The organism is Klebsiella sp. 18074, from assembly GCF_902705905.1.
Lineage (GTDB): Bacteria > Pseudomonadota > Gammaproteobacteria > Enterobacterales > Enterobacteriaceae > Klebsiella > Klebsiella terrigena.
Genome location: NZ_CACSIS010000016.1, coordinates 68,306 through 91,855 on the forward strand (window position 1 = coordinate 68,306; position 23,550 = coordinate 91,855).

Below are 23,550 nucleotides of genomic sequence, written 5' to 3' on the forward strand. Positions count from 1 at the left end.
TCATCTCTCAGCCCGGTCTTTGCGCCGGGCCTTTTTGTTTTCCTCAGCAGAAAAATGAGATCTGACGCACATATATCGATATTGTTCAGCCTGATATATAGAAATATTTAAAGCCAGGAAAAATAAATATTTATCAATTGGGAATTTATTCAATCACTCCCCTCCTTTTATTGTGTCAATTCACAAGTACAAGTAAAAAATCGCTTGAGATATTTAAGATAAGAATACAAACATGTAACTAAAACGTTAATTTCATAGAAGAACACTATAGCTCCACGCAAAAAAAAGCATTATTTTTCCATTTGGTGCCTCGTTATCTTTCCCTATAGAGAAATATTAACTTTGGACAGGCCAGGATCGCCGTACAGCGGCCATCAGGCATCCAGTGGAGAGAGCATATGAGCCACTACCCCCATCTTTTTTCCCCGTTGACCATTAACGGGATGACCATAAAAAACCGTATCATCATGCCGCCAATGGGGACTAACCTGGCCAGCCTGAACGGTGAAGTCACTCAGGAACAGATTGAATACTATGAGTTACGCGCGCGTGGCGGCACCGGACTCATCACTATCGAAAATATTTGTATCGATTTTCCTTTCGCTTCTAATGGCACAACGCAGCTGCGTATCGATAACGATCAATATATTCCGCGACTGTTCAAATTAACCGAAATCCTGCATAAACACGGTGCCTGCGTCGGTATCCAATTAAACCATGCCGGCGCTTCAGCTTATGCTTATCGTCTGAATGGTGAAATGCCGCTTTCCTCTTCCAGCACACCATCGAAAAAGAATGGCAATATTCCGCGCCCGATGACACGTGATGAAATTTATCACGCCGTGAGTAAATTTGGCGATGCCGCAGAGCGCGTACGCCGGGCAGGTTTTGACTGTGTGGAAATTCATGCTGGTCACTCTTATTTAATTAGCCAGTTTTTATCGCCGCTGTTTAATAAACGCACCGATGAATTTGGCGGCAGTATAGAAAATCGCGCCAGAATATTAACCTTAATTGTTGATAAAGTGCGCGCCTGCGTAGGGCCACGTTTTCCGGTGAGCTTACGTATTAGCGCTGATGATTTCTTAGAAGGCGGAAATACGCTCGAAGATTCGCTGCGCATCCTCGAACTGTGCCAGGAAAAAGTGGATATTATCAACGTCTCCGCAGCGCAAAACGACAACCTGAATTTCCAGATTGACCAGATGTCTCTGGAGGATGGCTGGAAGCGTTATCTCTCCCGCGCGGTCCGCGACAAATTCCACAAACCAACGGTTATTGCAGGCAACATTCGTTCACCAAAAGTCGCCGAAGATATTATCGCCAGCGGCGATGCCGACCTGATTGCAATTGGCCGCGGGCTTATCGCCGAGCCAGAATGGGTACAAAAAGTTCAGAGCGGTAACGAGCGCCTGATGCGCAAATGCATCTCCTGCAACATTGGCTGCGCGGATCACCGCATCGCCCGTTCTCGCCCGCTGCGTTGCTCTATCAACCCGGATATTATCCACGGCGACGCCTACAAACAGCAGCGTGTGAACCGCGACACCAACGTGGTGGTCATCGGCGCGGGTACGGCGGGTATGGAAGCGGCCTGTACCGCGGCCGAAGTTGGCTGCCATACCTGGCTGCTGGAGGAAAAACACAGCATCGGCGGGCTGGCCAGCGAGATCTCTCTGTTACCAGAGAAAAAGCGTATTGCCGATTTCCCGCAGTTTATGAAAAACCGTATCGCCTCGCTGGATAACCTGATGCTGAAGGTCGGCAAACGCGCCACTGTTGAATCGGTTTCCGCCCTGCGCCCCGATTTAATCGTCAACGCAACCGGTTCAGTTCCCCTGCTGCCTCCAATTGAAGGGCTGCGCGAGAACATTGATGTCGAAGGCGGCAGCGTCTTTTCGATTACCAATATGATTCATCATCTGGACCAGTTTGCCGATGCGAAAGGTAAACGCATTGCCGTCGTCGGCGCAGGTGCCGTCGGTCTGGACGTCATCGAGTATTTCTCCGCACGCGGTGCCAGCGCAGTACTTATCGAAATGCAGGAGTCAGCGGGCCGCGACCTGGACATCATTACTAAAAATGCCATGTTGACCATGCTTGATGAACATCACGTGGAACAGCACATGCAAACGCAGTTGGTTGCCGTTACCCCAACGCACTTCACAGTTAAAAACGCGGATAGCACCTTTGACATTCCCTTTGATTACGGCTTCGTCTGCCTGGGAATGCGCGCCAATACCACCGGTCTCAATGAGATTGAACAATGGGCCAGAGCCAATAACGTAAAAATAATGAACATCGGCGACAGCCTGATGGCCCGGCGAATCATTGATGGCGTGCGCGAGGGGCGCAACGTGCTGGACACCCTGGAAGATATGGGTGCTCTGGGTAACCGCGAATCTACAAAAATTCCATTTCTAACATATTGAGGATTTTATCATGGCAGAACGTATTACTGGACACACTGAGCTGATTGGCCTGATTGCAACTCCGATTCGCCACAGCATGTCACCGACAATGCATAACGAAGCCTTTGCCAAACTGGGACTGGACTATGTTTACCTGGCTTTTGAAGTTGGTAATGAGGAGCTGAAAGATGTCGTACAGGGCTTTCGGGCGCTAAAACTGCGCGGCTGCAACGTCTCTATGCCGAACAAAACCGAGATTTGTCAGTATCTGGATAAACTCTCCCCGGCAGCAGAACTGGTTGGCGCGGTGAATACCGTGGTAAACGACAACGGTGTATTGACTGGTCACATCACCGATGGCACCGGCTATATGCGCGCGCTGTCTGAAGCAGGTATCGACATCATCGGCAAAAAAATGACCGTTCTGGGCGCAGGCGGCGCAGCAACCGCACTGTGCGTACAGGCAGCGCTGGATGGCGTTAAAGAGATCTCCATCTTCAACCGTAAAGATAAATTCTTCGCCAACGCAGAACAAACCGTCGCCAAGATCCGTAATAACACCAACTGTGCGATCCATCTGTTCGACCTGGACGATCATGACAAACTGCGCGCCGAGATCGACAGCAGCGTCATTCTTACTAACGCGACCGGCGTTGGCATGAAACCGTTTGAAGGCCAGATGCTGCTGCCTGACGACAGCTTCCTGCGTCCGGATCTGATCGTTTCTGACGTGGTTTATAACCCGCGCAAAACGTATCTGCTGGAAGTGGCTGAGAAAAAAGGCTGCCGCACCATCAACGGTCTGGGCATGATGCTCTGGCAAGGTGCGCGTGCTTTTGAAATCTGGACGGGCAAAGAAATGCCGGTTGAACACGTCAAAAGTATCCTTTTTTAAGGATGGGGCGCGATGAAAAATAAATATGTCCCAACGGCAGCGGGGCTATACCTTAACTATCTGATCCATGGCATGGGGGTGTTATTAATTACCCTCAATATGGCGAATTTACAGACGCAATGGGGAACCGACGCTGCTGGTGTCTCCATCGTCATATCGTCGCTGGGTATTGGTAAACTCGCCACGATCGTGACAGGATTCCTGTCCGATCGCTTTGGACGCAAACCCTTTATCTATCTCGGGATAGCCAGCTATCTGGTGTTTTTCCTCGGTATTTTACTGACGAAAAACATTTATATGGCCTACTTCTTCGGCATTATGGCCGGTTTGGCAAACAGCTTCCTCGATTCCGGAACCTATCCGGCGTTGATGGAGTCTTTCCCTAACTCCGCCAGCCGCGCGAACGTGCTGATCAAAGCCTTCATCTCTGCCGGACAGTTCCTGCTGCCGTTCATTATCGGCGCGCTGATATGGGCGAATATGTGGTATGGCTGGTCGTTTATCATCGCTGCAGTATTGATGGTTCTGAGCGCCATCTATCTGATAAGAATGCCTTTCCCGGATCATAGGGCGAAAAAGGAAACTGTTGAAAAGTCGCAGGCTGCTACAGCTGCTCCGCAAACTAATTCCGGCAAGCTGGATATGGTGATATTTACCCTGTACGGCTATATCGGGATGGCGACTTTCTATCTGGTTAGCCAATGGTTAGCGCAGTACGGCGAGTTCGTTGCAGGGATCCCGCATGAGTCAGCCATTAAACTGCTGAGCGTCTATACCGCGGGTTCTCTGATTTGCGTATTTGTCACCGCGGCCTTTGTCAAAGAGGTGTTCAGTTCGGCCATCGCCATGATCATCTATACCTTCCTGTCGATGATTTCACTGCTGATCGTCTGCTTGTTTCCCACGCCAATGGTGGTCACTGGATTTGCCTTTATCATCGGCTTTGCTGCCGCAGGGGGTGTTCTGCAGATAGGCGCGACCATTATGGCGATGAGCTTTCCTAACGGAAAAGGCAAAGCCACCGGGATCTTTTATACCGCAGGGAGTCTGGCAAGCTTTACGATTCCGCTCATCACAGCAAAACTGTCGAAGATTGGTATCGCCAGCATTATGTGGTTTGATCTCCTGATCGCTATCGTCGGCTTTGTGATCGCTCTGTACATCGGTTATCGTCAGTTTCAGGCTCGCGCCGCTGCAAAAACATCTTATGTTGCAGCAACCGCCTGATGGTCAATGACAAAAAGAATAATGGATACCAACATGACTAAAGCAGTAACAGTAAAAAACGTCACCTTCCAGGAAGGGGAAACCCTGATTTGCGTTCCGCTGATTGGTAAAACCATTGACGAACTGCAAGTCAATGCTCGCGCCCTGGCTACTGCCGGAGCCGATATTATCGAATGGCGTGTTGATCACTTCACGCAGGTTAGAGAAATTAAGCAGGTACTGTTGGCGCTGGGCGAAATTCGTCAGTTGCTGAAAGACATTCCGCTTCTGTTCACCTTCCGCAGTAAAAAAGAGGGCGGCGAAACGGAAATTAGCGATGAAGCTTATTTTGAACTGAATCGCCAGGCGGCGGTTAGCGGGCTCGCTGACGTCATTGATGTCGAGCTATTCAATGATGAAGCACAGATTCGTTCACTGGTGAACGATGCCCATGCGGCTGGTGTAAAAGTCATCATGAGTAATCATGATTTCCATAAAACTCCGGCTCAGGAAGATATTATCTACCGCCTACGTCGTATGCAGGACCTGGGTGCCGATTTACCGAAGATCGCCGTCATGCCGCAGTCGCCACAGGATGTATTAACCCTGCTGTCTGCAACCCTGGCGATGAAAGAAAAATATGCAACCCGCCCATTAATTACCATGTCGATGGGTAAATCCGGCGGGGTTAGCCGGGTAACGGGTCGTTTGTTCGGTTCAGCAATGACCTTCGGTACCGTGGGTCAGGCGTCAGCACCGGGACAAATCGCCATTACTCAGCTGCGTGAGCTGATGGATATTCTTTCCTGATAAAACGGTGCCCGCAGGTTTCCTCCGGGCATCTGCTTAAATCATTTTTTGGCTGTCATTAATAATGATATCCCTAAACGACTGAATTGCAGGGGAAATTACCCGCTCTTTCATCGTTGCCAGATAGATATAGCGTGGAGGAATCGCATTTTTGATCGTCAGGATATGCACGTTGTAGTACGAGAGTGCGGAAATTCGCGGCATAATCGCAATACCATAATCAATACTCACCAGCCCCGCCATCGCCGTATCCTCGTCAACGTAGCAAGCAATGTCCGGCACTAATTTTTGCTGCATAAATACGTTATCAATAAAATGCCGCAGACCGCTATTTTCTGAAAAATAGACATAGGGATAATGAATCGTCTCCACGAGATCGACTTCATCATCATATAGCCTGGCAAGAGGATGATCTTTCGCCGTCACTACAACCAGTTCTTGCTGAATTATAGGAATAAAATCAATATCTGGCTCATCAGCAATATAAGAGCAAATCGCTAAATCAGTCTTTCCGGCCTTCAGTTCCTGCAGCAGCGTTAGCGACGTGCCCTGAGTAAAAGAAAACGTCACATTGTGACAAGATGGTGAGAGTGAGTACTTATTAATTAACTGCGGAACAACAAACTCACCCATTGTATAAATAAAAGCAATACGAATATTCTCTTTGTTCTCCGCACTATTTTTTTGCAGCGTCATACGACCATTTTCCAGAGAGGCTAGCGCATCTTCCACATAGGGCAGAAAGCGTTTACCATTCTGAGTGATCTTGACATTTCGCCCTTTTCTGGCAAATAGTGCCACTCCCAGCTCTTTCTCCAGCTCTGATATGGCATGGCTTAAGGAGGGCTGGGTGATGAAAAGGCTGGAGGCCGCCTCGGTGTAATGCTCGGTTTCTGCCAGTCGCTTAAAATAATAAAGTTGCTTTAGGTTCATTATTTTTTCTCGTATAATATAAGAATAAAACCAATGCACCTAATATACCATGCAAGCCATCTATGATGAGTCGCAAAGGGCAAATATCGGCGTCGCATCAAATATTGTTTTGTTATTTTATTCATTACGTAACAAAGGATTGCAATATCATAGAATAAATCAATGGTTCAGTAAAATATTTTTGCATGTGTCAATATATGCAAAAATATTTTAAACTTTAAAGGAATTCTCAATGAGGACAATCGATGTTCAGGAAAGGCCTATCTCGCCACCGGCCACACAGAAGCGAACCAAAACGCGAATTGTAATTTTAATGTTACTCTCTATCGGTACGATGATAAATTATCTTGATCGTACTATCCTTGGTATTGTTGCCCCTAAGTTAACAAGCGAAATACATATCGATCCGGCCATGATGGGCATCGTCTTTTCTGCTTTTGCCTGGACCTATGCGCTGGCACAAATCCCTGGCGGCATGTTTTTAGATCGCTTTGGTAACAAATTAACCTACGCACTTTCAATTTTTTTCTGGTCAACTTTCACTCTATTACAAAGCTTTTCTGTCGGTTTAAAATCCTTGTTGCTACTGCGCTTAGGTTTGGGAATCAGTGAAGCACCCTGCTTCCCAGTCAACAGTAGGGTCGTAAGTAAATGGTTTCCCCAACATGAACGCGCGCGCGCAACGGCAACTTACACCGTCGGAGAATATATTGGCCTGGCAGCATTCTCTCCGTTACTATTTATTATTCTTGAGCATCATGGCTGGAGAACGTTATTTTTTATTACTGGTGGATTAGGTATTGCCTTCACTTTTGTATGGTGGAAGTTTTATCATGAGCCGCATGAATCTAAAACTGCTAATAAAGCCGAACTGGAATATATCGGTTTAGAAAATACCGAGAAAGCGAATGAAAATGTCCCTTTCAACTGGCCCGATGCAAAACGTTTATTGTGCTGCAGGCAAATCATTGGCGCCAGCCTCGGGCAGTTTGCAGGTAATACTACGCTGGTTTTCTTCCTGACCTGGTTTCCCACCTATCTGGCCAATGAGCGCCATTTGCCATGGCTTCACGTTGGTTTCTTCGCCTCCTGGCCATTTATGGCAGCGGCTGTTGGCATTCTTTTCGGTGGTTGGGTCTCCGACAAAATATTAAGAAAAACAAAGTCTGTAAATATTAGCCGAAAATTACCCATTATTTCAGGGCTGTTGCTTTCCAGCTGTATCATCGCGGCTAACTGGGTTGAGAGTAACACTGCGGTCATTATTATTATGTCGATAGCCTTCTTTGGTCAGGGGATGGTTGGACTGGGCTGGACGCTAATTTCAGATATTGCCCCTAAAAATATGGCTGGGCTTACCGGTGGGATCTTCAACTTCTGCGCAAATATGGCGTCGATCATTACCCCATTGATTATTGGCGTCATTATATCGATGACCGGTAATTTCTTCTACGCGCTCATTTATATTGGCTTGACGGCACTTATTGGCGTTATCGCGTATATTTTTATTATTGGCGATATCAAACGGATTGTATTGAAATAGCAAGTTGCGTGAAACTACCCCGGCTGGCATCACCTGCCGGGGTAGCTAAGTAATTAGATATCCTTAACTTTACAGGTCATAAACAGCGTCACCAGCGAAATCGCCGCGATCGCCCAGTAAACGCTGGCGTGGCCGTAGCTCTGCGACAGCGCCCCCTGCAGCACGCCGGCCAGGATCACGCCGGTGGAAATACTGTTGGTAAACAGCGTGGTGGCCGCTCCCGCGCGTCCCGGCATCAGGTCCTGGAACCACAGCATGCCGATCCCGGCGACAATACCGATAAAAATCGCGTTAAACAGCTGCAGCGCCAGCAGCGCCGTACGGTCGTGGAACAGGATCAGCCCGGCGTAGAACAGCACCCCGGCGGCCACGGCGGCGACCATCATGCGACGCTTGCCCCAGCGTTTAACGTAGTAGCCCGCCAAAATCATTGCCGGAATTTCCAGCCCGGCGGCGGTCCCCATCAGAATCCCCGCAAGACTATCCGGCAGACCCAGATCGCTGCTGATCCACAATGGCATATCAATGATATACATCGTGTTGCAGGTCCACATCAGCGTCGAGGCGATAAACAGCATACGTACGTTTTTATCATGCCACCCCCCAGCCTGCTGTAGCACTTCCGCACCTTCCGAAGGCTGCTCAACACGGGCAACCGACGGCAGCTTGAAGGCAATCAGCACCAGGCTGACGACAAAAATGCCCGCCGCTATCGTAAACATGGTGGTAAAGCCGTAATTCAGCGCCAACATAAAAGCCAGCGGCGGGCCGATAACCCACGCCAGCGACAGCTGGGCGCGCATGATCGAACTGAACATCACCACTTCCCGCGCCGAACTGTCGGCATACTCCCGCGCCAGGGCGAACAGCTGCGGCATCGCGGCATTGGCGATGGATGCCAGCATCACCCCGCAGGTAATCAGCGTCAGATAATGGCGATTAAAAGCAAACAGCAGCGCATTGCCTACCGCCATCAGGCAGCAGAACATAATCAGCCGGCGGCGATCGCCCTGGCTATCGGAGCGCTTCGCCAGCGCCAGGCTGACCGCGATCCCGGCAATCGCGTTAACCGTATAGAAAAGCCCCACCCAGAAAGGCTGTGCGCCCACTTCGCGGCTAAGAAATAAACTGAGCGTTGGCGCCTGCAGCGCACCAGCGATTCCCATCATGAAAGCGACCAGCATAAAAGCGGCGTAAACGCCGTTAAGACGTCGCCCCATCGTCATTAACCACAGCATGTCATGTCCTTAAACCACGCGAAGAAAACGAAAAAAGCCAGCAGAAGTCATCTGCTGGCGGGTGATTTTATACTCTATCTGCTTCAGGTTACAGGCCGGCGGCCGCTACAAGTGGGCCATGCTAATGCCGGGAACGCGAAAGCGGACAGGTACGCACCAATACTCAGTCACACATGATTGCGCAAGTTAACGATCGGAGGTCGGCGACGTAACTCCCCACTGCATCAGCTCGCCGAGTATTTCCTGCTGTCGTCCTGCCATCAGGCGGGCTAGCCATGACGCATCCTGCGTCGCAGAAAAGTAGCGTTGGTTGAACTGTTTAGCGGTTGACCTCGTCATATTCATCTCCTCGCTTCATCGAAATCTATTATTGACCTAATATGAGGATTAATAAATTGCTGAGTTTTCATCAGGAGTTCCCCTTTTATGTCTTCTGCCCGTCTGCAACAACAGTTCATCCGCCTGTGGCAATGCTGCGAAGGGAAGTCGCAGGAGACGACGCTCAACGAGCTGGCTGAGATGCTAAGCTGCTCGCGCCGCCATATGCGAACCCTGCTAAACATGATGGAAGAGCGCGGCTGGCTAACCTGGGAGGCGGAAGCGGGACGCGGAAAGCGCTCGAAGCTGGCTTTCCTCTACACCGGCCTGGCGCTGCAGCAGCAGCGGGCGGAAGATCTGCTGGAGCAGGATCGCATCGATCAGCTGGTGCAGCTGGTCGGCGATAAGGCCGCCGTGCGCCAGATGCTGGTCTCCCACCTCGGACGGAGCTTTCGCCAGGGGCGGCATATTCTGCGCGTGCTCTACTACCGACCAATGAAAAATCTGCTCCCCGGCAGCGCGCTGCGCCGTTCGGAAAACCATATCGCCCGGCAAATCTTCAGCGCCCTGACGCGGGTAAATGAGGAAAACGGGGAACTGGAAGCCGATATTGCCCATCACTGGCAGCAGCTATCGGCCACACACTGGCGCTTCTTTTTGCGTCCCGGCATCCACTTTCACCACGGGCGCGAGCTGGAAATGGAGGACGTGATCGCCTCTTTGCAGCGCAGCAACGCCCTGCCGCTGTACGCCCATATTGAGCGCATCGTCTCGCCGACCGCCTGGACGCTGGATATCCATCTGACGCAGCCGGATCGCTGGCTACCGTGGCTGCTGGGCCAGGTTTCGGCGGTGATACTGCCGCGCGAATGGCAGTCGATGGAAAACTACGCCTCGATGCCGATCGGCACCGGCCCCTATGCCGTCGCGCGCAATAACCAAAACCAGCTTAAGATCCACGCCTTCGACGACTACTTCGGCTATCGGGCATTAATTGACGAGGTCAACGTCTGGGTGCTTCCGGAGATTGGCGAAGAGTCGAACGGCGGCTTAACCCTGCAGGGCACCACCCAGAGCGAGAAAGCCGTCGAAAGCCGCCTGGAAGAGGGCTGCTACTACCTGCTGTTTGATTCCCGCAGCCCGCTTGGCGCCAATGCCGCCGTCCGCCAGTGGCTGAGCTACCTGTTCCAGCCGGCGAACCTGCTCTACCACGGGGGCGAACATTACCAGGGCAACTGGTTCCCGGCCTACGGCCTGCTGCCGCGCTGGCACCATGCGCGCAGCCACGCCTGCGAGAAGCCCGCGGGCCTCGAGTCGGTGACGCTGACCTATTATCAGGACCACATTGAGCATCGCGCGATCGGCGGCATTATGGCGACGCTGTTAGCCGAGCATCAGGTCAGGCTGGAGATTCGCGAGCTGGAATATGCGGAGTGGCACCGCGGCGAGGTGGTCAGCGACATCTGGCTAAACAGCGCCAACTTTACCCTGCCGATCGACTTCTCCCTCTTCGCCTGGCTGTATGAAGTTCCGCTCATTCGCCACTGCATCCCGATTGACTGGGAGGAGGACGCCGGCCGTTGGCATGCGGGCGAGTTAAACCCTGCGACCTGGAGCCAGCAGCTGCTGGCCAACCAAACGATCGTCCCGTTGATCCACCACTGGCTGATGATCCAGGGCCAGCGCAGCATGCGCGGCGTGAGGATGAACACCCTCGGCTGGTTTGATTTCAAATCCGCATGGTTCGCCCCGCCGGAGCCGTAATGCTTTCAGTCAACTAACAAAATCATTACACTATTCGCCGTTCTCAACGGGGTGCTATTAAACATACACGCGATCGTTCGGACTACCTCAAAGCAGCAAGCGGGTGAATCCCCGGGAGCATAGAAAACTATGTGACTGGGGTGAACACGCGACGCTAACGCAGAGGCAGCGCGCTCGATGAAGTGTGTATACACAAAATCATTCGGGTTGCATCAAGGCAGCAAGCGGGTGAATCCCCGGGAGCATAGAAAACTATGTGACTGGGGTGAACACGCGACGCTAACGCAGAGGCAGCGCGAAGGATGAAGTGTATAGGCTGAGAAAATACCCGTCGAACCTGATCCGGATAACGCCGGCGAAGGGATTTGAGGCTCACTCAAAATCCTTTGCCACCCCCCTTTTTGTGAGGTGCAAAGTGTTGAAAAAATTACTCCCGCTGCTGGTGCTGGTCGCCGCTCCCGCGTTGGCTAAACCCGTTCTCACCGTCTATACCTACGACTCCTTTTCCGCGGACTGGGGCCCGGGTCCGGCCGTCAAAAAGGCATTTGAAGCCGACTGCGGCTGCGAGCTGAAGTTCGTAGCGCTGGAAGACGGCGTTTCGCTGCTGAATCGCCTGCGCATGGAAGGCAAAAACAGCAAAGCCGACGTGGTGCTCGGACTGGACAACAACCTGCTGGAAGCGGCGGCGCAAAGCAAGCTGTTCGCCAAAAGCAACGTGCCGACCGACGCGATCACGGTTCCCGGTGGCTGGAACAACGATACCTTCGTCCCCTTTGATTACGGCTATTTCGCCTTCGTCTACGATAAAAACAAGCTCAAAAATCCGCCCAAAAGCCTGAAGGAGCTGGTTGAGAGCGACCAGAAATGGCGGGTGATCTACGAAGATCCGCGCACCAGCACGCCGGGCCTCGGCCTGCTGCTGTGGATGCAGAAGGTGTACGGCGATAAATCCCCGCAGGCGTGGGAGAAGCTGGCGGCGAAAACCGTCACCGTCACCAAAGGCTGGAGCGAGGCCTACGGCCTGTTCCTGAAGGGGGAAAGCGATCTGGTACTGAGCTATACCACCTCTCCGGCCTATCACATCATCGAAGAGAAAAAAGATAACTACGCGGCGGCCGGCTTCAGCGAAGGCCACTACCTGCAGGTCGAAGTAGCGGCCCGCACCGCGGCCAGCAAGCAGCCGGAGCTGGCGGAGAAGTTCCTTAAGTTTATGGTCTCTCCGGGGTTCCAGAATGCGATTCCGGCGGGCAACTGGATGTACCCTGTCACCCAGGTGACGCTCCCTGCCGGCTTTGACACGCTGATCAAACCGCAGACCACCCTGGAGTTCACTCCGCAGCAGGTCGCTGGCGAACGGCAGAACTGGATTAACGCATGGCAACGCGCCGTCAGCCGCTAACCATCGGCTGGCTGCTGCCGGGCCTGACGGCCGCCACCGTGCTGGTCGTGGTGGCGCTGGCCGCTTTTCTGGCGCTCTGGAGCAGCGCGCCGGAGGCGGCCTGGATGACTATCGTTCGCGACAGCTATCTCTGGCACGTCGTTCGCTTCTCCTTCTGGCAGGCGTTTCTTTCGGCGCTGCTCTCGGTGGTGCCAGCCATTTTTCTTGCCCGCGCCCTTTACCGGCGCCGCTTTCCCGGCCGCACGCTGCTGCTGCGCCTGTGCGCGATGACGCTCATCCTGCCGGTGCTGGTGGCGGTATTTGGCATCCTGAGCGTTTACGGACGCCAGGGCTGGCTGGCGGCGGTATTTAACGCGCTGGGATGGCAGTGGGATTTTTCACCCTACGGGCTGCAGGGGATCCTGCTGGCGCACGTCTTCTTCAATATGCCGATGGCGACCCGCCTGCTACTGCAGGCGCTGGAGCATATCCCCGGCGAACAGCGGCAAATTGCGGCCCAGCTTGGCATGCGCGGCTTTCACTTTTTCCGCTTCGTGGAGTGGCCGTGGCTGCGGCGGCAAATTCCTCCGGTGGCGGCGCTGATCTTTATGCTCTGCTTCGCCAGCTTCGCGACCGTCCTCTCTCTTGGCGGCGGCCCGCGGGCCACCACCATCGAGCTGGCGATCTACCAGGCGCTGAGCTTTGATTACGACCCGGCCCGTGCGGCGATGCTGGCGCTGATCCAGATGAGCTGCTGCCTCGGGCTGGTGCTGCTCAGCCAGCGCCTGAGCAAGGCCGTGGCGATCGGCGTGACCCTCGTTCGCGGCTGGCGCGACCCCGACGACCGCCTGCACAGCCGTCTCACCGACTTCGTGCTGATTGCCGTCGCGCTGCTGCTGCTGCTGCCGCCGCTGCTGGCGGTCATCATTGATGGCCTGAATAATAACCTGCCGCGGGTGCTGGCCCAGCCTGAGCTATGGCAAGCCCTGTCGACCTCCCTGCGCATCGCGCTGGCCGCCGGCATACTCAGCGTTATTCTAACGATGATGCTGCTGTGGAGCAGCCGCGAGCTGCGTATCCGCAGCCGCCCGCTGGCCGGCCAGGCGCTGGAGCTCAGCGGGATGCTGATCCTCGCCATGCCGGGGATTGTGCTCGCGACCGGCTTCTTTTTACTGCTCAATAATAGCGTTGGCCTGCCCGACTCCGCCGACGGTATCGTTATCTTCACCAATGCGCTGATGGCCATCCCCTATGCGCTGAAGGTGCTGGAAAACCCGATGCGCGACGTCGCCGTGCGCTACGGCATGCTCTGCAACTCGCTGGGAATAAGCGGCTTTACTCGCCTGAGGGTCGTTGAGCTGCGCGCCCTGAAGCGCCCGCTGGCCCAGGCGCTGGCCTTTGCCTGCGTGCTGTCTATCGGTGATTTCGGCGTGGTGGCGCTGTTCGGCAACGACGATTTCCGCACCCTGCCGTTCTATCTGTATCAGCAGATTGGCGCCTATCGTAGCCAGGACGGTGCCGTAACCGCCCTGCTGCTGCTGGCGCTGTGCTTTGTCCTCTTTACCGTGATTGAGAAGCTACCGGGGCGTGATGTTAAAACTGAATGATGTAACCTGGCTGTACCAACACCTGCCGATGCGTTTCACCCTTTCCGTACAGCGGGGCGAACGCATTGCGGTGCTCGGCCCCAGCGGGGCGGGGAAAAGCACGCTGCTGAACCTGATCGCCGGCTTTTTACCACCGGCGAGCGGCAGCATCGTCATTGACGGCGAGCCGCATACCGCGACGCCGCCCGCCCGTCGCCCGGTATCAATGCTGTTTCAGGAAAATAACCTCTTTAACCATCTCACCATTCGACAGAACATCGGCCTCGGCATGCACCCTGGCCTTAAGCTGAGCGCCGGGCAAAACGCCAACCTGCTGGCCATTGCCGAACAGATGGGCATCGATTCCCTGCTGGAGAGGCCTCCCGGCGAGCTCTCCGGCGGCCAGCGCCAGCGCGCGGCGCTGGCGCGCTGTCTGGTGCGCGAGCAGCCGGTACTGCTGCTGGATGAGCCGTTTTCCGCGCTCGATCCGGCGCTGCGCCAGGAGATGCTGATTTTGGTTGCGGAGGTTTGCCAGCGCCGCAGTTTGACGCTGCTGATGGTGTCGCATAGCGTGGAGGATGCCGCCCGCATCGCCCCACGGTCGCTGGTGGTGGCCGACGGGCGCATCGCCTGGGATGGCGCCACCGATGCGCTCTTAAGCGGCAACAGCAGCGCCTCGCATCTGCTCGGGATCAGCGCGCGATAACGTGGTGCAGAATATTGAGATAGACCGGCATTAGCGGGTGGCGAACCACCAGGGTTAACGCCACACCCGCCAGCACCAGCGCCAGCGGCGACAGCCACAGCAGGCGCGCGCGCGGCAGCAGCCGGGTCAACCGGTCGCTTGTTTTCGCGCTACGCCACAGGCGCCAGCAGAGCCAGCCGGCCAGCCACGCCAGCAGCGCGGCGCCCAGCAGCAGCCACTTAAAGCTGGCGCTGTTCTCATCGGCGGGGATATCAATAGCCGCGCCGGCAAGAATGCCCGGCAAAAAGTAGAGCGGCGGCCACAGCAGGCAGCCGATAATATTCGGCAGAATAAATTTCGCCACCGGCAGGTCGAGCATCCCGGCAACCATCGGCACCAGCGGCCGCGTCGGCCCAACGAAGCGCCCGATCAGGATCGTGACCATGCTGTGCTGATGCAGCGCGTGCTCGGTCTTATCAAGCAGCGCTTTGTTTTTCTTCATAAACGACCAGCGATGCAGCGGTTTTTTAAACCGCCAGCCGAGCCAGAATGAGATCCAGTCGCCGAATAAACAGCCGACGATCCCCGCCAGCCACGCCTGCCAGAAGTTAACCTCACCGCTGCCGATCAGCGCGCCCAGCCCGGCCATCATCACCGTGCCCGGCAGTATCAGCCCGACCAGCGCCAGCGATTCAAGAAAGGCGACCAGCATCACGGCTATCAGAGAGTAGACCGTGGATTGGGTGATAAAATGTTCCAGCAATGCTTGCATAGTGTGCCCGGTTTAAAAACGAAGCACGGATTCTCCAGAGCCGTCGTGCATTCGTCAAGCCATCAATTGTCAGAATAAACCCGTCATACTTCAAGTTGCATGCGCGTTGGCTTTCCTCGCTCACCCCAGTCACCTACTTGAGTAAGCGCCTGGGGATTCCCTGCGTTGCCGCCTGCCTGCAACTCGTATTATTTAGGGTTTAGTTTACTGGTTGTGACAATTTTCCGGGGCATCATTTCACTTTATTTACGTTTTATTCACATCCCGCACGGAATTCACTCGGGCTGGCGCCGGTGCATTTTTTAAATACCCGCGAGAAATAGAGCTGATCTTCAAAGCCAACGTTGCGCCCCACCGTCGCGATGGGCATTCGCGTAGTGCTCAGCAGCAGCTTGGCCTGGCTGATCCGCTGATCTTCCCGCCACCCCAGCACGCTGATGCCCAGCTGCTGGCGGAACAGGTGCGACAGCCGCGACGGCGACAGGCAGACGTGCTGGGCGACGCTGGCAATATCAAAATGGCTGTCCGCCAGGTGATCGCTAATGTACTGGCAGGCGTCGCGAACCCGGTTATCCAGCGGCGGATAGAGGGATTCGTTAATGGCCTCCATGCGCCGCAGCAGAAGCTGTTCCAGCAGGTTGATCGCCAGCAGCTCAGAGTAGCGCCCGGCTCCCTGTCCGGCGTCAACGATCTGGCCGAAAAGCTCGCCAAAGCGCATCTGCCACTGCTCATCGGGACGGAAAAAGCCGGTGTGGGCGAAAATCGTCGGCCAGTTCAGCCACTCATGCCAGTAGGCCCGCGGGCGGAAGTAGACCCACTGGTGATACCACTCGCGGGCATCAGGATGGCGGCCGTAGTGATGAATCTCCCCCGGCGGGAAGAGTAGAATATCGCCAGGCCGGCAAACAAAATGCTCGTCCTGGTTGTTGATCACCCCTTCACCGCGAATCGTCAGATTGAGGATGAAGCCTTTCATGCCGAGCGGGCGGTCAATGAAGAAATCCAGATAGCCTTCCGCATCAATCGGCGTCAGCCCCGTCACCAGGTGGGCGTTAAAAGAGTAGCCCGGTAGCAAGGGATCGTTTTGTGTTTCAGCCATAAACTCAGCTCTCCCGGAGAGGTACTGGACACCAATTGTCCATATTCGTTATTTTATCGCTAAGCGCGCTTCCCGTAATGGGATGCGGGTTGACATTCGAATTAAAACCCGCCTGATTTCAGCAAAAATCGACAACAACGCTCAATGTAAGCCATTCCAGCGCATAACGAAAGTGTCTATAAATACGGCAGGAAAGTCCACATTGAATATTTGCACGGCGTCACACTTTGCGACCTCACAGCAATATAGTCCATAAGATTAGCGAATACAGCCTGACGGTTTTCGGCACGAATATCTACTGTTTCACCATGAATGGTTTTCAGCATGGAGTAACAGCATGGCAATTGCGATTGGCCTCGATTTTGGTAGTGATTCAGTTCGCGCTCTGGCAGTGGAATGCGCCACCGGCGAAGAGCTCGCCTCCAGCGTAGAGTGGTACCCGCGCTGGCAGGAGGGGCTGTTTTGCGATGCCCCGAATAATCAGTTTCGCCACCACCCGCGTGATTACATTGAATCAATGGAAGCCGCGCTGAAAAGCGTGCTGGCGCTGCTGAGCCCCGAGCAGCGCACCGCCGTCGTCGGTATCGGCGTTGACAGCACCGGCTCGACGCCGGCACCGATTGACGCCGACGGCAACGTGCTGGCCCTGCGGGAAGAGTTTGCTAACAACCCGAATGCCATGTTCGTGCTGTGGAAAGACCACACTTCGGTGGAGGAGGCGGAGGCCATCACCCGTCTGTGCCACCAGCCTGGCAAAGAGGACTACTCTCGCTATATCGGCGGCATCTACTCCAGCGAGTGGTTCTGGGCCAAGATCCTCCATGTCACCCGCGAGGATAGCGCCGTCGCCGAGGCCGCAACTTCGTGGATTGAGCTATGCGACTGGGTGCCAGCCCTGCTTTCCGGCACCACCCGCCCGCAGGATATTCGTCGAGGCCGCTGCAGCGCCGGGCATAAATCACTGTGGCACGATAGCTGGGGTGGCCTGCCGCCGGCCAGCTTCTTCGATGAACTCGACCCCATTCTTAACCAGAACCTGACCTATCCGATGTTTAGCGACACCTGGACTGCCGACGTGCCGGTCGGCACGCTCAGCGCCGAATGGGCGCAGCGCCTGGGTCTGGCGGAAACGGTGACCATCTCCGGCGGCGCCTTCGACTGCCATATGGGCGCGGTGGGTGCCGGCGCGCAGCCGAATACGCTGGTTAAGGTTATCGGCACCTCCACCTGCGACATCCTCATTGCCGATAAGCACAGCGTTGGCTCCCGCACGGTGAAGGGGATCTGCGGCCAGGTCGACGGCAGCGTAGTGCCCGACTTTATCGGTCTGGAAGCCGGGCAGTCGGCCTTTGGCGATATCTACGCCTGGTTTGGCCGCATTCTCGGCTGGCCGCTGGCGCAGCTGGCGCTTGCCCATCCGGAGCTGAAAGAGCAGATCCGCGCCAGCCAAAAACAGCTGCTGCCGGCGCTGACCGAAGCCTGGGCGAAAAATCCCTCCCTCGATCATCTGCCGGTGGTGCTGGACTGGTTCAACGGACGGCGCACTCCAAACGCTAACCAGCGCCTGAAAGGGGTCATCACCGATCTGAATCTCGCCACCGATGCGCCGGCGCTGTTTGGCGGTTTGGTGGCGGCCACCGCCTTCGGCGCGCGCGCCATTATGGAGTGCTTCACCGACCAGGGGATCCCGGTCAACAACGTGATGGCGCTGGGCGGCATCGCGCGCAAAAACCCGGTCATCATGCAGGCCTGCTGCGACGTGCTGAACCGCCCGCTGCAGATTGTCGCCTCCGATCAGTGTTGTGCGCTGGGTGCGGCCATCTTTGCCGCCGTCTCCGCCGGCGTGTACCGCGATATTCCGACCGCGCAGGAGAACATGGCCAGCCAGGTGGAAAGCACCTTGCAGCCGCGCCCTGAGCAGGCACAACGTTTCGAACAACTCTATCAGCGCTACCAGCAGTGGTCGGTCAGCGCAGAACAACTCTATCTCCCTTCGACTGCAAAGGCGGAAACAGCCCCGCAATCCCAGGCAGCTCTCACCCATTAAGGACATGAAAATGACAATTTTTAATAACTATGAAGTGTGGTTCGTGATTGGCAGCCAGCATCTGTATGGCCCAGAAACGCTGCGTCAAGTCACGAAGCATGCCGAACATGTGGTGAATAGCCTCAATGCGGAAGCCAAACTGCCGTGCAAACTGGTACTTAAACCGTTAGGCACCACCCCGGATGAAATCACCCATATTTGCCGCGACGCGAACTACGATGATAAGTGCGCCGGGATGGTGGTGTGGCTGCATACCTTCTCACCTGCCAAAATGTGGATTAACGGCCTGACTATCCTCAATAAACCGCTAATGCAGTTCCATACCCAGTACAACGCGGCCCTGCCGTGGGACAGCATCGATATGGACTTTATGAACCTGAACCAGACCGCGCACGGCGGCCGCGAGTTCGGTTTCATCGGCGCGCGTATGCGTCAACAGCACAGCGTGGTGACCGGTCACTGGCAGGATCAGGAAGCTCATCAGCGCATCGGGTCATGGATGCGCCAGGCGGTATCGAAACAGGATACTCGCCATCTGAAAGTGTGCCGTTTCGGCGACAACATGCGTGAAGTGGCGGTCACTGACGGCGATAAAGTTGCCGCGCAAATCAAGTTCGGCTTCACGGTTAACACCTGGGCAGTGGGCGATCTGGTGCAGGTGGTCAACGCGGTCACTGAGGGTGAAATCAGCGCGCTGATCGATGAGTACGAAAGTACCTACCGACTGACGCCTGCGGCGCAAATCCACGGCGATAAGCGTCAGAACGTGATTGATGCCGCACGCATCGAACTGGGGATGAAGCGCTTCCTCGAACAAGGTGGGTTCCATGCGTTCACCACCACTTTTGAAGATTTACACGGCCTGAAACAACTTCCGGGTCTGGCCGTACAACGTCTGATGCAGCAGGGCTACGGCTTTGCGGGCGAGGGCGACTGGAAAACCGCCGCCCTGCTTCGCATCATGAAGGTGATGGCAACTGGTCTGCAGGGCGGCACCTCCTTTATGGAGGATTACACCTACCACTTCGAGAAAGGTAACGATCTGGCGTTGGGATCACACATGCTGGAAGTCTGCCCGACCATCGCTACCGCCGAGAAACCGATTCTCGACGTGCAGCCGCTGGGCATCGGCGGCAAAGCCGATCCGGCTCGTATCATTTTCAACACCCAGACCGGTCCGGCGATCGTCGCCAGCATGATCGATCTCGGCGATCGTTATCGTCTGTTGGTTAACACCATTGAAACGGTGAAAACCCCGCACGATCTGCCGAAGCTGCCGGTGGCTAACGCCCTGTGGAAAGCCCATCCGGACCTGCGTACCGCGTCTGAAGCCTGGATTATCGCTGGCGGCGCGCACCACACCGTCTTCAGCCACGCGCTGACCCTGGACGATATGCGTCAGTTCGCCGAACTGCAGGATATCGAGCTGACCGTCATTGATAACGAGACCCGCCTACCGTCGTTCAAAGATGCGCTGCGCTGGAACGAAGTTTATTACGGTTCAAAACGTTAAGAGGCCGTTCCCCTCACCCTAACCCTCTCCCCAGCGGGGAGAGGGGACCGATCGAGCGCGATGCCGCCTTTCTCCCTCTCCCTTTGGGAGAGGGCCGGGGTGAGGGAAACCTGACTCGCCTGCTATTTGGAGTACATTATGTTAGAAGATCTCAAACGCCAGGTACTGGAAGCCAACCTGGCCCTGCCAAAGCACAATCTTGTCACCCTTACCTGGGGCAACGTCAGCGCCGTCGACCGTGAACAGGACGTACTGGTGATTAAACCTTCCGGCGTCGACTACAGCGTGATGACCGCCGAAGACATGGTCGTAGTCAGCCTTGAGACTGGCGAAGTAATTGAAGGTAAGAAGAAACCCTCTTCAGATACGCCAACCCACCGCCTGCTGTATCAGGCATTTCCAACGCTGGGCGGCATCGTCCACACCCATTCGCGTCACGCCACCATCTGGGCGCAAGCCGGGCAGTCGATTCCCGCCACCGGCACCACCCACGCCGACTATTTCTACGGCGCGGTCCCCTGCACCCGCCTGATGACCGACGACGAAATCAATGGTGAATATGAGTGGGAAACGGGTGAAGTGATCGTCGAAACCTTCCGTGAAAATGGCATCGATCCGGCGCAAATACCCGGTGTACTGGTGCACTCCCACGGCCCGTTTGCCTGGGGGAAAAACGCCGAAGACGCTGTGCATAACGCTATTGTGCTCGAAGAGATCGCCTATATGGGCATCTTCTGCCGCCAGCTGGCACCGCAATTACCAGATATGCAGCAAACGCTACTGGATAAACACTATCTGCGTAAACACGGGGCGAAAGCCTATTACGGGCAATAAAACTCCACAACCGTCTGCGAGTCTGGTTGCCCGAACAGGTGCGAAGCACCGCCTCCGGGAACGGATGCCCGTCACACCTGTATAAAACCCCAGCACCATTGCATGAACCAGGCTATAATCAGGCCTGGTTTTTACTAATGAGAGCACGGCGTGACGCAGCCACGAGAAGGTTTTTTACTGACCCGTCACTGGCGGGATACCGCGCAGGGCACCGAACTGACCTTCTGGCTGGCGACCGATGACGGCCCGCTTCAGGTCACGCTGCCGCCGCAGGAATCCGTCGCGTTTATCCCTGAATCCCAGCGTGCGCAGGTTGAACGCCTGCTAGAGGGCGAAAACGGCCATCGCCTTGCTCCTCTTACCCTGAAAGATTTTCATCGCCAGCCGGTGTTTGGCCTCTACTGCCGCGCTCACCGCCAGCTGATGCGGCTGGATAAAAAGCTGCGCGAAAACGGCATCACGGTCTATGAAGGCGACATTCGTCCGCCGGAACGCTATCTGATGGAGCGCTTTATCACCGCCCCGGTGTGGGTCGAAGGTGAAACGCACGGCCTGCAGTTGGTTAACGCGCGGATGAAGCCCAACCCCGACTACCGCCCGCCGCTGAAATGGGTCTCACTGGATATCGAAACCAGCCGCCACGGCGAGCTCTACTGCATCGGCCTTGAAGGCTGCGGGCAGCGGGTCGTCTATATGCTCGGGCCGGAGCCGGCGGCCTCTTCCGCGGTTGATTTTCAGCTGGAGTACGTCGCCAGCCGCCCGCAGCTGCTGGAAAAGCTCAACGCCTGGTTTGCCGCCCACGACCCGGACATCCTGATCGGCTGGAACGTCGTCCAGTTCGACCTGCGCGTGCTGCAAAAACACGCCGAGCGCTACCGTATTCCGCTGCTGCTCGGCCGCGGCAACAGCGAGCTGGAGTGGCGCGAGCACGGTTTTAAAAATGGCGTATTCTTCGCCCAGGCCAGCGGGCGGCTGATTATCGACGGCATTGAGGCGCTAAAATCCGCCTTCTGGAACTTCCCCTCTTTTTCGCTTGAGACGGTCGCGCGCGAGCTGCTGGGTGAAGGCAAAGCGATTGATAATCCCTGGGATCGGATGGACGAAATCGACCGCCGCTTCAGCGAGGATAAGCCCGCGCTGGCAACCTACAATCTGCAGGACTGCGAGCTGGTGACGCGCATCTTCCAGAAAACGGAGATCGTGCCCTTTCTGCTGGAGCGCGCCACGGTTAACGGCCTGCCCGCCGACCGCCACGGCGGGTCGGTGGCCGCCTTCAGCCACCTCTATTTTCCACGCATGCACCGACTGGGCTACGTTGCGCCCAATCTCGGCGAAGTTCCGCCGCAGGCCAGCCCCGGCGGCTACGTGATGGACTCACGTCCCGGCCTGTACGATTCGGTGCTGGTCCTGGACTACAAAAGCCTGTACCCCTCGATTATCCGCACCTTTCTGATTGACCCGGTGGGGCTCATCGAAGGCAGCGCCCAGCCCGATGACGAGCACAGCACCGAAGGCTTTCTCGGCGCGCGCTTCTCCCGCGAGAAGCACTGTCTGCCGGATATCGTCAGCCAGATTTGGCACGGGCGCGACGACGCCAAGCGGCATAAAAACAAGCCGCTGTCGCAGGCGTTGAAGATCATTATGAACGCCTTTTACGGCGTGCTTGGCACCAGCGCCTGCCGCTTTTTCGACCCGCGCCTGGCCTCGTCAATCACCATGCGCGGCCACGCCATCATGCGCCAGACCAAAGCGCTGATTGAGTCGCAGGGCTATGACGTTATCTACGGCGACACCGACTCCACCTTTGTCTGGCTCAGGCGCGCCCATGATGAACAAGAGGCGGCGAAAATCGGCCGGTCGCTGGTGGCTTACGTCAACAGCTGGTGGGCCGCCGAGCTGGGGAAATCGCACCTCACCAGCACCCTCGAGCTGGAGTTTGAAACCCACTTCTGCCGTTTTTTAATGCCGACCATCCGCGGCGCCGATACCGGCAGCAAAAAGCGCTACGCCGGGATGATTCAGGAGGTGCAGGAGCAGAGAATGGTCTTTAAAGGGCTGGAGACGGTGCGAACCGACTGGACGCCGCTGGCCCAGCAGTTTCAGCAGGAGCTGTATCTGCGCATTTTCCGCAACCAGCCCTATCGCGACTACGTCCTGGAGACGATTAATCGGCTGATGAACGGCGAGCTCGACGATCGGCTGATCTACCGCAAGCGGCTGCGCCGGCCGCTGGCGGAATATCAGCGTAACGTCCCGCCGCACGTGCGCGCGGCAAGGCTTGCCGACGAGCACAACGTCAGGCTGGGCAGGCCGCAGCAGTACCAGCAGCGCGGCAGCATCAAATATGTCTGGACCACCGGCGGGCCGGAACCGGTCGATTATCAGCAGTCGCCGCTCGATTACGATCACTATTTGTCGAAACAATTACAGCCGGTCGCGGAAGGAATTCTTCCCTTTGTCGACGATGATTTTGCTACAATAGTGACAGGGCAGCTGGGGCTATTTTGACAGGTGACTA

The 23,550-nt window shown here is 55.6% G+C and carries 18 protein-coding genes and 1 riboswitch; of the genes, 13 read left to right on the top strand and 5 right to left on the bottom strand.

Translation table 11 applies throughout. The features are described from left to right. Positions 1-398 precede the first annotated feature (398 nt). From GVK32_RS16775 to aroD, 4 genes are read left to right on the top strand one after another with little or no spacing between them, the layout of a single operon-like run. On the top strand, positions 399-2,432 hold the full coding sequence (locus GVK32_RS16775) for an FAD-dependent oxidoreductase (RefSeq protein ID WP_159869701.1): 2,034 nt from the start codon (positions 399-401) through the stop codon (positions 2,430-2,432). A gap of 10 nt (positions 2,433-2,442) precedes the next feature. After that, positions 2,443-3,306, top strand: coding sequence for a shikimate dehydrogenase (locus tag GVK32_RS16780; RefSeq protein ID WP_110272577.1), 864 nt, complete (start codon positions 2,443-2,445; stop codon positions 3,304-3,306). 12 nt (positions 3,307-3,318) lie between these two features. Continuing rightward, positions 3,319-4,533 carry an MFS transporter gene (locus GVK32_RS16785; protein WP_159869704.1) on the top strand — a complete coding sequence of 405 codons (1,215 nt, stop codon included), beginning with the start codon at positions 3,319-3,321 and terminating at the stop codon, positions 4,531-4,533. 33 nt (positions 4,534-4,566) lie between these two features. Next, positions 4,567-5,322: a type I 3-dehydroquinate dehydratase gene (aroD, locus tag GVK32_RS16790; protein WP_159869858.1), complete on the top strand. Its 756-nt coding sequence runs from the start codon at positions 4,567-4,569 to the stop codon at positions 5,320-5,322. Between the two features lie 36 nt (positions 5,323-5,358). Here aroD and GVK32_RS16795 read toward each other — a convergent pair whose 3' ends face one another. Beyond that, entirely contained in the window at positions 5,359-6,255 is an 897-nt protein-coding gene (locus tag GVK32_RS16795; protein WP_159869707.1) for a LysR family transcriptional regulator, read from the bottom strand. Positions 6,256-6,487: 232 nt separating this feature from the next. On the opposite strand from GVK32_RS16795, the gene GVK32_RS16800 reads away from it, so the two are divergent. Then, positions 6,488-7,798 carry an MFS transporter gene (locus tag GVK32_RS16800; RefSeq protein ID WP_159869710.1) on the top strand — a complete coding sequence of 437 codons (1,311 nt, stop codon included), beginning with the start codon at positions 6,488-6,490 and terminating at the stop codon, positions 7,796-7,798. Positions 7,799-7,851: 53 nt separating this feature from the next. Here the strand turns inward: GVK32_RS16800 and GVK32_RS16805 are convergent, their stop codons facing one another. Together GVK32_RS16805 and sgrT are read right to left on the bottom strand one after the other, a co-directional pair. Then, positions 7,852-9,036, bottom strand: a complete 1,185-nt coding sequence (locus GVK32_RS16805; RefSeq protein ID WP_159869713.1) for a sugar efflux transporter — start codon at positions 9,034-9,036, stop codon at positions 7,852-7,854. 186 nt (positions 9,037-9,222) lie between these two features. Beyond that, positions 9,223-9,375 carry a glucose uptake inhibitor SgrT gene (sgrT, locus tag GVK32_RS16810; RefSeq protein WP_159869716.1) on the bottom strand — a complete coding sequence of 51 codons (153 nt, stop codon included), beginning with the start codon at positions 9,373-9,375 and terminating at the stop codon, positions 9,223-9,225. Between the two features lie 87 nt (positions 9,376-9,462). On the opposite strand from sgrT, the gene sgrR reads away from it, so the two are divergent. The 4 genes from sgrR (at position 9,463) to thiQ (ending at position 14,788) form a co-directional block, all read left to right on the top strand. Continuing rightward, positions 9,463-11,118, top strand: coding sequence for an HTH-type transcriptional regulator SgrR (gene sgrR / locus GVK32_RS16815; protein ID WP_159869720.1), 1,656 nt, complete (start codon positions 9,463-9,465; stop codon positions 11,116-11,118). A gap of 251 nt (positions 11,119-11,369) precedes the next feature. After that, a riboswitch (TPP riboswitch) is annotated at positions 11,370-11,499 on the top strand. 34 nt (positions 11,500-11,533) lie between these two features. Next, positions 11,534-12,517, top strand: a complete 984-nt coding sequence (gene thiB, locus GVK32_RS16820) for a thiamine ABC transporter substrate binding subunit (RefSeq protein ID WP_159869723.1) — start codon at positions 11,534-11,536, stop codon at positions 12,515-12,517. Further along, positions 12,493-14,103 (top strand): thiamine/thiamine pyrophosphate ABC transporter permease ThiP, encoded by a 1,611-nt coding sequence (thiP, locus tag GVK32_RS16825; RefSeq protein ID WP_159869726.1) that lies wholly within the window; start codon positions 12,493-12,495, stop codon positions 14,101-14,103. Before thiB ends, thiP begins: the two co-directional genes overlap by 25 nt. Then, positions 14,087-14,788 carry a thiamine ABC transporter ATP-binding protein ThiQ gene (thiQ, locus tag GVK32_RS16830; RefSeq protein WP_159869729.1) on the top strand — a complete coding sequence of 234 codons (702 nt, stop codon included), beginning with the start codon at positions 14,087-14,089 and terminating at the stop codon, positions 14,786-14,788. The genes thiP and thiQ overlap by 17 nt, the downstream gene beginning before the upstream one ends. On the opposite strand, the gene GVK32_RS16835 is transcribed toward thiQ, so the two are convergent. Together GVK32_RS16835 and araC are read right to left on the bottom strand one after the other, a co-directional pair. Next, on the bottom strand, positions 14,775-15,539 hold the full coding sequence (locus GVK32_RS16835; RefSeq protein WP_115193575.1) for a DedA family protein: 765 nt from the start codon (positions 15,537-15,539) through the stop codon (positions 14,775-14,777). The two genes, thiQ and GVK32_RS16835, sit on opposite strands and share 14 nt — an antisense overlap. Before the next feature lie 253 nt (positions 15,540-15,792). Beyond that, on the bottom strand, positions 15,793-16,638 hold the full coding sequence (araC, locus tag GVK32_RS16840; protein ID WP_159869732.1) for an arabinose operon transcriptional regulator AraC: 846 nt from the start codon (positions 16,636-16,638) through the stop codon (positions 15,793-15,795). A gap of 337 nt (positions 16,639-16,975) precedes the next feature. Here araC and araB point away from each other — a divergent pair, with 337 nt between their 5' ends. From araB to polB, 4 genes are all read left to right on the top strand, one after another. After that, positions 16,976-18,685 carry a ribulokinase gene (gene araB, locus GVK32_RS16845; protein WP_159869735.1) on the top strand — a complete coding sequence of 570 codons (1,710 nt, stop codon included), beginning with the start codon at positions 16,976-16,978 and terminating at the stop codon, positions 18,683-18,685. A gap of 10 nt (positions 18,686-18,695) precedes the next feature. Beyond that, positions 18,696-20,198: an L-arabinose isomerase gene (araA, locus tag GVK32_RS16850; protein ID WP_110272591.1), complete on the top strand. Its 1,503-nt coding sequence runs from the start codon at positions 18,696-18,698 to the stop codon at positions 20,196-20,198. Between the two features lie 138 nt (positions 20,199-20,336). Further along, positions 20,337-21,032: an L-ribulose-5-phosphate 4-epimerase gene (gene araD / locus GVK32_RS16855; protein WP_159869738.1), complete on the top strand. Its 696-nt coding sequence runs from the start codon at positions 20,337-20,339 to the stop codon at positions 21,030-21,032. A 150-nt stretch (positions 21,033-21,182) separates the two neighbouring features. After that, positions 21,183-23,540, top strand: a complete 2,358-nt coding sequence (polB, locus tag GVK32_RS16860) for a DNA polymerase II (protein ID WP_159869741.1) — start codon at positions 21,183-21,185, stop codon at positions 23,538-23,540. Positions 23,541-23,550: the final 10 nt, after the last annotated feature.